Below are 10344 nucleotides of genomic sequence, written 5' to 3' on the forward strand. Positions count from 1 at the left end.
GGCTGAACTTGGCCTGCAAGTGTTCGTCCTCCAGCAGTTCGACGCGCAGGCGCAGGCGTGTAATCGGGGTGCGCAGGTCATGTGAAATGGCGCTGAACAGCTGGCTGCGCTCCGTCAGGTAGCGGCTGATGCGCTCGCGCATGCTGTTGAACGCCCGGCCCACCTCGACCACCTCGCTGCCACCGCCTTCGGCCACAGGCGCCACATCGGCGCCCAGCGACATCTCCCGCGCGGCCCGCGCCAGGCGCTTGAGCGGCCAGCTTTGCCAGTGCACCAGCAAGCCGATGAACAACAACAGCAAGGCCGTGGTGAGCACGATGAAACCGATCTGCTGGCGAGGCAGGCGTTCGGCCTCAAGGCTGGTGTAGGGTTCGGGCAACAGCGAGGCGATGTACAGCCACTCGCCCTCGCCCAGGCGGATCTGCGTTACCAGCACCGGCGGGTTGAGCGGTTCCAGGGTTAACGAGTAATGCGCCCAGGAACGTGGCAGCTCGTCGAGCTTCAGGCCGCTGTTGAAGATGCGCAGGTCATCGGGCCCGACGAATTCCACGGAAATGTCCATCTGCGAACCCAGGCGCTCATGCAGCACCTGCTGGAACACATCGATCACCGCCTGCTTGCGCGGGGTAACGGGCAGCACCGGCATATCCAGGGGTTTGGCATTGAGTGACACGAAAAAGCGCGTCCCCCCCATGCTGCGCAACTGGTCGAGCACCAAGGGCCGGTAGGCCACCGGCAGCGAACGGAAGTAACTGACACTGGCGCTCATCGAGTGGGCCAGGCTGCTGGCGCTGGCACGCAGGCCCTGCAACTGGCTGGCACGCAGCTGGGCCACCCAGATGATGCTCGACAGGCCCTGGGCCAACAGCACCACCAACAGGGTCAGCAGCAGCATACGCCCCAGCAGCGAACGCGGCAGCAAGCGCCAGTGCCGCTCAGGGCGCAGTGCAGACATGCGTCGCCAGCAGGTAGCCACTGCCGCGCACCGTGCGGATCAGCCGGGGTGGTTTTTCGGTATCGCGCAGGCGCTGACGCAAGCGGCTGACCGCCATGTCGACAATGCGGTCCAGCGGCATGGGCTCGCGGCCACGGGTGGCATTGCCGATGGTGTCGCGGTCGAGAATCTGCTGCGGGTGGTCGAGGAACAGCTTGAGCAGGGCAAAGTCGGCGCCCGACAGAACCACCTCTTCGCCGTCGCGATGGAACAGCCGGTGGCTGACCGTGTCCAGGCGCCAGTCATCGAAGGCCAGCACGGCATTGCCGGGTGCCGCCGTGCCGAATTCGGCACGGCGCAGCAGGGCCTTGATTCGCGCTTGCAGTTCGCGAGGGCTGAAGGGTTTGCCCAGGTAGTCGTCAGCGCCTAGCTCCAGGCCAATGACCCGATCGGTTTCATCGGAGCTGGCCGTGAGCATGATGATCGGCACCCGCGCCTGACGCGGGTGCTGGCGTACCCAGCGGCACAGGCTGAAGCCGTCTTCGTCAGGGAGCATGACGTCGAGGATGACCAGATCGCAGGGCGTGGTTTCCAACGCATGGCGAAAGCCCTTGCCGTCGGCTTCGGCATGCACCTGGAAGCCGGAACGGCTCAGGTAGGTTTGCAGCAGTTCACGGATTTCCTGGTCGTCGTCGACCATCAGGATCGATTTGCCGGCAGTGCTCAAGGTGGTCCTTCCTCTTGTTGGTTACAGGTCTTTGTTGCCTGTTTTTACAGGGGCCGCTTTGCGGCCCCTGTCAGTGATCCAGCGCTTGCTGCAAGGCCACCCCGGCCCCCAGCAACCCGGAAAACTCCGCCGTCACCAGCCACACCGGCACGCCAGCGAAGTAGCCGCTCATACAGCCTTTGTCGGCAAAACTCGCCGCAAACCCACTGCGCAAAAACAACTCGGCAAAGCGCGGGATCACACCGCCAACAATATAAACCCCACCCCGCGCGCCCAGCGTCAGCACATTGTTACCGGCCACACGCCCAAGGAACCGGCAAAATTGCTCGACCACCGCCAGCGCCTGCGGTTCACCGCCCAGCGCGGCATCGGTGACCTGCGCGGGGGTTGTGTGCCTGGGTGTGTCGCCGTCCAGCGCGCAGATTGCCTGATACAGGCGCACCAGGCCGCCACCACTGAGTACGGTTTCAGCGCTGACATGGCCGATCTGCCCATGGATTTGCTGATGGATCGCCGCTTCACGGGCATTGCCAACCGGCAGATCGACATGCCCACCCTCCCCCGGCAAGGCCTGCCAGTGCTGTTCGCCAAGGCGCAGCAGCGACCCCACGCCCAAGCCTGTGCCCGGCCCGATCACCAGCGCCGGCCGCGACGGGTCAGCCTGGCCTGGGCACACTTCGCGGAACTCGCCCTCACGCAGACGGGTCATGCCCAGCGCCATGGCCGTGAAATCGTTGATCAGCAACAGACGCTCGACCTGCAAGGTCTTGCAGAAGGCCGCGCGGCTCAGGCGCCAGTGGTTGTTGGTGAAGCGAAATTCGTCGCCATCGACCGGCCCGGCCACTGCCAGGCATACCGCCGCCAGGCCGCCACGGGTAATGCCCTGGCTCTGCAGATAGGCCTCGATGGCCTGCTCCGGGCTGGTGTAATCCGCCGTGGCGAAGACTTTGACTTCATGCAGCTGGTTGTCACGCCACAACGCAAAACGGGCATTGGTGCCGCCGATGTCGCCAACCAGCAGGTCCTTCATTTGAGGTTCTCCAGGGCCGAAGTAAAGGCACTGGCGCCCTGCTCTGCCGGGCTGAACGCCATGCGCATGAAGCCGAACAGCTCGCGCCCGCAACCCAGGTCGTTGCCCTCAGGCGCTGGCGGCAGGTCGCGGCTGGCCAGTTCTTCGGCCGACACCATCACCCGCAACGTGCCTTCGACACCGTCGACCCGCACGATATCACCATCACGCACCCGCGCCAGCGGGCCGCCATCATAGGCTTCGGGGCATACGTGGATCGCCGCCGGGATCTTGCCCGAGGCACCGGACATGCGCCCGTCGGTGACCAGCGCCACCTTGAAGCCACGGTCCTGCAACACCCCGAGGAACGGCGTGAGCTTGTGCAGTTCGGGCATGCCGTTGCAACGCGGGCCCTGGAAACGTACCACCGCGACAAAGTCACGCTCCAGCTCGCCGGCCTTGAACGCGTCGGCCAGCGACTGCTGATCGTGGAACACTCGCGCCGGGGCCTCGACCACCTGATGCTCGGCGGCGACGGCAGACACTTTCATCACGCCACGGCCCAGGTTGCCCTCCATCACCCGCAGGCCACCTTCAGCCGAGAACGGCCGCGCGACCGGGCGCAGGATGCTTTCGTCCAGGCTCTGCAGCGGCCCTTCGCGCCACACCAGCTTGCCGTTGTCGAGGAACGGCTCCTGGGTGTAGCGGCGCAGGCCATGGCCGGCCACGGTGTTGACGTCTTCGTGCAGCAGCCCGGCATCGAGCAGCTCGCGAATCAGGAAAGCCATGCCACCGGCAGCCTGGAAGTGGTTGATGTCGGCCTTGCCATTGGGGTAGACGTGCGACAGGGTCGGCACCACTTCGGAGAGGTCGGCCATGTCCTGCCAGGTCAGCTGGATGCCTGCCGCCTGGGCAATCGCCGGAATGTGCAAGGTGTGGTTGGTCGAGCCGCCCGTGGCGTGCAGGGCGACGATGGAATTGACCAGCGCCTTCTCATCGACGATTTCGCCCAGCGGCATGAAGCTGCCGCTGGCCTTGGTCATGCGCGTGACCTGCTGCGCGGCCTCGGCGGTAAGGGCGTCGCGCAGCGGCGTGTACGGGTTGACGAACGAAGCACCCGGCAGGTGCAGGCCCATCACTTCCATCACCAGCTGGTTGGTGTTGGCGGTGCCGTAGAAGGTGCAGGTGCCAGGGCTGTGGTAGGAGTTCATCTCCGACTCCAGCAGCTCTTCGCGGCTGGCCTTGCCTTCGGCATAGCGCTGACGCACGTCGGCCTTCTGCTTGTTGGAGATGCCGGACACCATCGGCCCGCCAGGGACGAAGATGGTCGGCAGGTGGCCGAAGCGCAGCGCCCCCATCATCAGGCCGGGGACGATCTTGTCGCAGATGCCCAGCATGAGCGCGGCGTCGAACATGTTGTGCGACAGCGCTACCGCAGTGGACATGGCGATGACTTCGCGGCTGGCGATGGCCAGCTCCATGCCTGGCTCGCCCTGGGTAACGCCGTCGCACATGGCCGGCACGCCACCGGCAAACTGGCCGACCGAGCCGACTTCGCGCAGCGCCTTTTTGATCTGCTCGGGGAAGTGCAGGTACGGCTGGTGGGCAGACAACATGTCGTTGTAGGCCGAGACGATGGCCACGTTGGCCGCGTTCATCAGGCGCAGGGTCTGTTTGTCCTCACTGCCGCAACCGGCCACGCCGTGGGCGAAGTTGGCGCACTGCAGGCTGGCACGCATGGGGCCTTCACTGGCCGCACCGCGAATCAGCTGCAGGTAGCGTTCGCGGGTGGCACGACTGCGTTCGACCAGCCGTTGGGTGACCTCAAGGATGCGCGGATGCATGTACTGGACTCCAGGCTAATTGTAAGGGCGGTTTACCAGGCATTTCCCCTCCAAACGATTGCGGCCTAGGCTCAAAGTAAGGAGCCCGCTGCATCGGTGGAGGCACATCGCCCGACCACTCGTTGTATGTTTAAACAAAATACTGCCACTAAAAAGGCTTGTTTTCTATCGGCCAGTGAATAATCTTGTAATTCCAACAACAAAACCGTTTCAGTGAAGCTCCTTTTTGCCACAGGTTTCACTCGGACTGCCAGAGGTACTGCCATGACCCTACGCATCGCCATCAATGGATTCGGCCGCATCGGGCGCAACGTCCTGCGCGCACTGTATACCCAAGGCTACCGCCAGGACCTGCAGGTCGTCGCCATCAACGACCTGGGCGACAGCGCCATGAATGCCCACCTGCTCAAGTACGACAGCGTACACGGCACCTTCGACGCCACGGTCGAGGCCGACCACGAAAGCCTGACGGTCAATGGTGACCGTATCGCGGTCAGTGCCATCCGCAACCCGGCCGAACTGCCTTGGAAGGCCGAGGCGATCGACGTGGTGTTCGAATGCACCGGGCTGTTCACCGACCGTGCCAAGGCCGCTGCACACCTGGCCGCAGGGGCTGGCAAGGTGATTGTTTCGGCGCCGGCCAAGGGTGCCGATGCCACCGTGGTGTACGGGGTCAACCATGACATCCTGCGTGCTTCGCACCAGGTCATTTCCAACGCCTCCTGCACCACCAACTGCCTGGCGCCGATTGCCCAGGTGCTGCACCGCGAGTTCGGCATCGAGCAAGGCCTGATGACCACGATTCACGCCTACACCAACGACCAGGTGCTGACCGACGTCTACCACAGCGACCCGTACCGCGCGCGCTCGGCCACCCAGTCGATGATCCCGAGCAAGACCGGCGCTGCCGAGGCCGTGGGCCTGGTGCTGCCGGAGCTGGCCGGCAAGCTGACGGGCATGGCGGTGCGGGTGCCGGTGATCAACGTGTCGCTGGTGGACCTCACCGTCAACCTCAAGCGCGAGGCCACGGCCGAGCAGGTCAACCAGCTGTTCCTTGAAGCCAGCAAGCATTCCCGGGTACTGGGCTACAACGCCTTGCCGTTGGTTTCCTGCGATTTCAACCACAACCCGCTGTCGTCCATTTTCGATGCCAACCATACCCGTGCCAATGGGCGCATGCTCAAGGTGCTGGCGTGGTATGACAATGAGTGGGGGTTCAGCAACCGGATGCTGGATAACTGCCTGGCTCTAAGCCGGGCAGGCTGACGCGACCATTGTGGGAGCGGGCTTGCCCGCGAAGCAGGCCACGCGGTGGATGGCACGGGCTTCGCCCGTGTTCGCGGGCATGCCCGCTCCCACAGTGATCGCGCAACCCTTCAGATTTTGAGCAAGGCAATTGCTCCAAAAATGAGGCTGGGCCAGGTCGCAGACTCACAATCTTTACCTTTTCCTAACACTTCCACACTTGACCTTCGGCATAGATGATAAGCATTATCATTAACCTTTCGTCGACCAGGTTCCCCCGTGAGTCAGTACCGGTTCAACTCCGTCTTCCTCGTCCAGCGCCTTACCCTGCTGCGCACCCTGCAACGCATGGTCGGTAACCCCAGCACGGCCGAAGACCTGCTGCAGGAAACCTACCTGCGGGTGTCCCGCGCCTTGGGCGAGCGGCCCATCGAGCATATCGAGCCGTTCGTGTTCCAGACCGCGCGCAACCTGGCACTGGACCATCTGCGCGCACGCCGGGTGCAGGCACGGATGCTGGTCGACGACGTGCCCGACGAGGTCCTGCACAGTGTGGCTGCCCCCGCCACCAGCAGCGAGGACGCCGCCCATGCCGAGCAACTGCTCAAGCAACTCAGCATCAGCCTCAACCAACTGAGCGAGCGCCAGCAGCGCATCTTCATCCTCAGCCGGCTGCATGGCGCCACCTACCTGGAAATCGCCGAACAGCTGAATGTGTCGCCCAGCACGGTGCAGAAGGAGCTGAAACTCATCATGGCGATCTGCATGGGTGTCGCCGACCGCCTCAAGTAGCCGACCGCTGCCCGGCGGTTACGCAAAGCCCTTGCCACACCCCGCCTTAGCCTTGATCATTCGCGAAAAACCATTCAAGGATTTCCCGTGACCGACAGCCCCGCCCCTCGCCCGTCACCCGCCGGGCCCAGCGCCCGTGCTCGTGCCATGGACGAGGCGCTGGACTGGCTGGTGCGCCTGCAATGTGCCGACGCTGCAGATACCCAGGCTTTCGAAGCCTGGCTGAGCGCGACTCCCGAAAACGCCGAGGCCTATGTCGAGGCAGAAGCGCTGTGGAACGGTGCCCCACTGCACCACGCGGCCGCGCAGATGCACCAGCTGCAGCGCCGCTCATGGCGCGGGCGCCTGCGCAGCCACTGGAAACCCCTGGCCACTGCAGCTGTGCTGCTGGTCGGGCTGTTCACCGTCGGTAACCTGCCCATGCGCCTGCAGGCTGACCACCTGACCGTGGTAGGCGAGCGCCAGCGCCTGCAACTGGAAGACGGCGCAAAAGTGCTGCTCAACACCAATTCGGCCTTTGCCAGCGACCGCCGCGATGGCCGCCAGGTCGCCCGCCTGCTGCAAGGCGAGGCCTACTTCCAGGTACCCGAGGACGTGCTGCCGTTGGAGGTAGAAGCCGGGCCGTTGCGTGCCCAGGTGCGCGACACCGACTTTGCCGTGCGCTACCTGGACGGCGAGGCTCAAGTGCGGGTGCAACGCGGCGATGTCGACCTGCAGGGGGCCCGCGACCAGCGCATCCGCCTGAGTGCCGGCGACAGCATCAGCGTCGGCCCGCAGGGCTTTGGCCAACGCCAGCGCCCCGACATGCACAAGGACCTGGCGTGGATCGATGGCCGCCTGGTGTTCGAGAACTGCCCCTTGAGCCAGGTGCTGGCCGAAGTGCGGCGCTACTACCCCGGCTGGATCATCAACCGCAATGCGCAGCTGGAAGACGTGGCCGTCACTGGCAACTACCGCCTCGACCAGCCGCTGGAAACCCTGCGCGCGCTAGCCCACATCACCTCGGCACAGCTGCATGAGTACCCGGCGTTGGTCATTCTGAACTGACCCGAGCATTATTTTTACGCAATCGCGCTACCCCGCCCGTCTCGTTATAGCCAATGCAACTGATTCTTGTTTGAAAACGAGATCAGCCATCACCTATAACAGTCCGCGCGTCTGGGAGCGCTTCCGATGTCCACTGGTCCTACCCGCTCGTCCCCCCTTCCCCGCCTGTCCCTGTTGACCTTGGCCCTGCTTGCCAGCGGCGCCTGCGGCCTGCCTGCAATGGCCGCAGAACCGGCCCAGGCCAGCAGCCCGCGCATGGGTGACTACCGCTTCAGTATCAGCCAGCAGCCGCTGGTGTCGGCCATCAATGCCTTCAGCAAGGTCACCGGCTGGCAAGTCGGCTTCAGCGCCGAACTGGCCGAGGGCGTGGTTTCGCCGGGTGTACAAGGCTCACTGGCACCCGAAGCGGCGCTCAAGCGCCTGCTGCACGGTACCGGGCTGGGTTTGCGCAAGATCAGCAACGGCAACGTGGTGCTCGAACGCCAGGCCAGCGGCAATGTGATCGCCCTGCAGCAGGTGACCGTCAGCGCCACCCGTAGCGCCCAGGATGTCAGCCAGGTGCCGAGCACCGTCAGCGTGCAGACCCGCGAGCAACTGGACCGCCAGAACGTCAACAACATCCAGGACCTGGTGCGCTACGAGCCGGGCGTATCGGTGGCCGGTACCGGCCAGCGCAGCGGCCTGAACGGCTACAACATCCGCGGTATCGACGGCGAGCGCATCCTCACCCAGGTCGACGGCGTGTCGATCCCGGACAGCTTCTTCTACGGCCCCTACGCCCAGACCCAACGCAACTACGTCGATCCGGAAATCGTCAAGCGCGTGGAAATCCTGCGTGGCCCGGCCTCGGTGCTGTACGGCAGCAACGCCATCGGCGGCGCGGTGAGCTATTTCACCCTCGACCCCGACGACATCATCAAGCCCGGCAAGGACGTAGGCGCCCGCCTGAAGACCGGCTACAGCTCGGCCGACGAAAGCTGGCTCACCTCTGCCACCGTCGCCGGCCGCGAGGGCGACTTCGATGGCCTGTTGCACCTGAGCCAGCGCAATGGCCATGAAACCGAGACCCACGGCAGCCACAGCGGTGACGGCCTGTCGCGCACCGAGGCCAACCCAATGGACGTACGCACCACCAACGTGCTGGCGAAGCTGGGCTGGAACTACGCCGACGACGCACGCCTGGGCGTGACCTACGAGCGCTACAAGGATGATCGCGACCAGAACATCCTCAGCGCAGTGGGTGGGCCGTTCATTCCCGGTTTTGGCGGCATGGGCTACTACAAGGCGCGTAATGGCAACGACACCATCACCCGCGAGCGTTTCGGCATCAATCACGAATTCGGCCTGGACTCGCTGGTCGCCGACCATGTGAAATGGAGCCTGAACTACCAGATCGCCAAGACCGACCAGCACACCGAGGAAGTCTACGCACCGCCTGGCCGCCAGGTTCTGCGTACCCGCGACACCACCTACAAGGACCGCCAGTGGGTATTCGATGCCCAGCTCGACAAGGCCTTCAGCATCGGTGCCACCGACCACTTGCTGACCTACGGCACCACACTCAAGCATGAGAAAGTCACCGGATCGCGCAGCGGCACCGGCACCTGCCTGACCATTGGCTCCGGTTGCACCGCCATCGGCGCCGACCGCCCGGCAGACGGCCAGGCGCTGGTCAGCGACTTCCCGGACCCGACCGTGAACACCTACAGCCTGTTCGTGCAGGACGAAATCCGCTGGAACAACTGGACCTTCATGCCCGGCGCACGCTACGACTACACGCGCATGGAGCCCAAGTTCACCGACGAATTCCTGCGTGGCCTGGCATCGACCGGTACAGCGCCTACGTCCCAGGACGACTCGGACAAGAAGTGGCACCGCGTCTCGCCCAAGTTCGGCCTGACCTACGCCTTCAACGACAACTACACCTGGTACGGCCAGTATGCCGAAGGCTTCCGCACCCCGACCGCCAAGGCCATGTACGGTCGCTTCGAAAATATCGAGCAAGGCTACCGTGTAGAGGGCAATCCGAACCTTGAGCCGGAGAAGAGCAAAAGCTACGAAACCGGCCTGCGTGGCAACTTCGCTGCCGGTAACTTCGACGTGGCGGTGTTCTACAACAAGTACCGCGACTTCATCGATGAAGACGCCGTGCAAAGCGCCAACCTGGAACAAACCTTCCAGGCCAACAACATCAAGCACGCCACCATCAAGGGTGCCGAGGTCAAGGGCCGCCTGAACCTCGACCATTTCGGTGCGCCGCAAGGCCTGTATACCCAGGGCTCGATTGCCTACACCTACGGCCGCAACGATGACACCGGAGAGCCGCTGAACAGCGTCAATCCGCTGAAAGGCGTGCTCGGCCTGGGTTACGAGCAGCAGAACTATGGCGGCCTGCTGAGCTGGACGCTGGTCAAGCGCAAGACCCGCGTCGACGACAGCACCTTCTATTCGCCTGACGGCTCGACCTCGAAGTTCCGGACACCGGGCTACGGCGTGCTGGACCTGACCGGCTACTACAAGGTGACCGACGACGTCACCATCAACGCCGGCCTGTACAACCTCACCGACAAGAAGTACTGGCAGTGGGACTCGGTGCGCAGCTACGACGGCCAGGGTGAAGCGGCTGTTACCCAGCCCGCCAACATTGACCGCCTGACCATGCCAGGGCGCAACTTCGGTATCAATGTGGTTTGGGATATCTGAGACTTTTAGTTTTGCATCGACTGTGAGATCGAGCGCCGCCCGC

The 10344-nt window shown here is 64.0% G+C and carries 8 protein-coding genes; 4 read left to right on the plus strand and 4 right to left on the minus strand.

Features of this window, described 5'->3' with window-relative positions; all coding sequences use genetic code 11:
- From APH36_RS03055 to edd, 4 genes are all read right to left on the minus strand, one after another.
- Positions 1 to 955, minus strand: a 955-nt coding sequence (locus APH36_RS03055; RefSeq protein ID WP_060497431.1) for a HAMP domain-containing protein, incomplete at its 3' end; no start/stop codon positions are given.
- On the minus strand, positions 936 to 1661 hold the full coding sequence (gene gltR / locus APH36_RS03060) for a two-component system response regulator GltR (protein WP_060497432.1): 726 nt from the start codon (positions 1659 to 1661) through the stop codon (positions 936 to 938). The genes APH36_RS03055 and gltR, both read right to left, overlap by 20 nt.
- Before the next feature lie 70 nt (positions 1662 to 1731).
- The gene (locus APH36_RS03065) at positions 1732 to 2691 is read right to left on the minus strand and encodes a glucokinase (protein WP_060497433.1); all 960 of its coding nucleotides are present in this window, start codon (positions 2689 to 2691) and stop codon (positions 1732 to 1734) included.
- The gene (edd, locus tag APH36_RS03070; protein ID WP_060497434.1) at positions 2688 to 4514 is read right to left on the minus strand and encodes a phosphogluconate dehydratase; all 1827 of its coding nucleotides are present in this window, start codon (positions 4512 to 4514) and stop codon (positions 2688 to 2690) included. The genes APH36_RS03065 and edd overlap by 4 nt, the downstream gene beginning before the upstream one ends.
- Positions 4515 to 4778: 264 nt before the next feature.
- Here edd and gap point away from each other — a divergent pair, with 264 nt between their 5' ends.
- From gap to APH36_RS03090, 4 genes are all read left to right on the plus strand, one after another.
- Positions 4779 to 5780 (plus strand): type I glyceraldehyde-3-phosphate dehydrogenase, encoded by a 1002-nt coding sequence (gene gap / locus APH36_RS03075; protein ID WP_060497435.1) that lies wholly within the window; start codon positions 4779 to 4781, stop codon positions 5778 to 5780.
- A gap of 258 nt (positions 5781 to 6038) precedes the next feature.
- Positions 6039 to 6551 carry an RNA polymerase sigma factor gene (locus APH36_RS03080; RefSeq protein ID WP_060497436.1) on the plus strand — a complete coding sequence of 171 codons (513 nt, stop codon included), beginning with the start codon at positions 6039 to 6041 and terminating at the stop codon, positions 6549 to 6551.
- Positions 6552 to 6638: 87 nt separating this feature from the next.
- Positions 6639 to 7598 carry a FecR domain-containing protein gene (locus APH36_RS03085; RefSeq protein WP_060497437.1) on the plus strand — a complete coding sequence of 320 codons (960 nt, stop codon included), beginning with the start codon at positions 6639 to 6641 and terminating at the stop codon, positions 7596 to 7598.
- 126 nt (positions 7599 to 7724) lie between these two features.
- The gene (locus tag APH36_RS03090; RefSeq protein ID WP_060497438.1) at positions 7725 to 10301 is read left to right on the plus strand and encodes a TonB-dependent receptor; all 2577 of its coding nucleotides are present in this window, start codon (positions 7725 to 7727) and stop codon (positions 10299 to 10301) included.
- Positions 10302 to 10344 lie beyond the last annotated feature (43 nt).

The organism is Pseudomonas sp. NBRC 111133 (genome assembly GCF_001320605.1).
Taxonomy (GTDB): domain Bacteria; phylum Pseudomonadota; class Gammaproteobacteria; order Pseudomonadales; family Pseudomonadaceae; genus Aquipseudomonas; species Aquipseudomonas monteilii.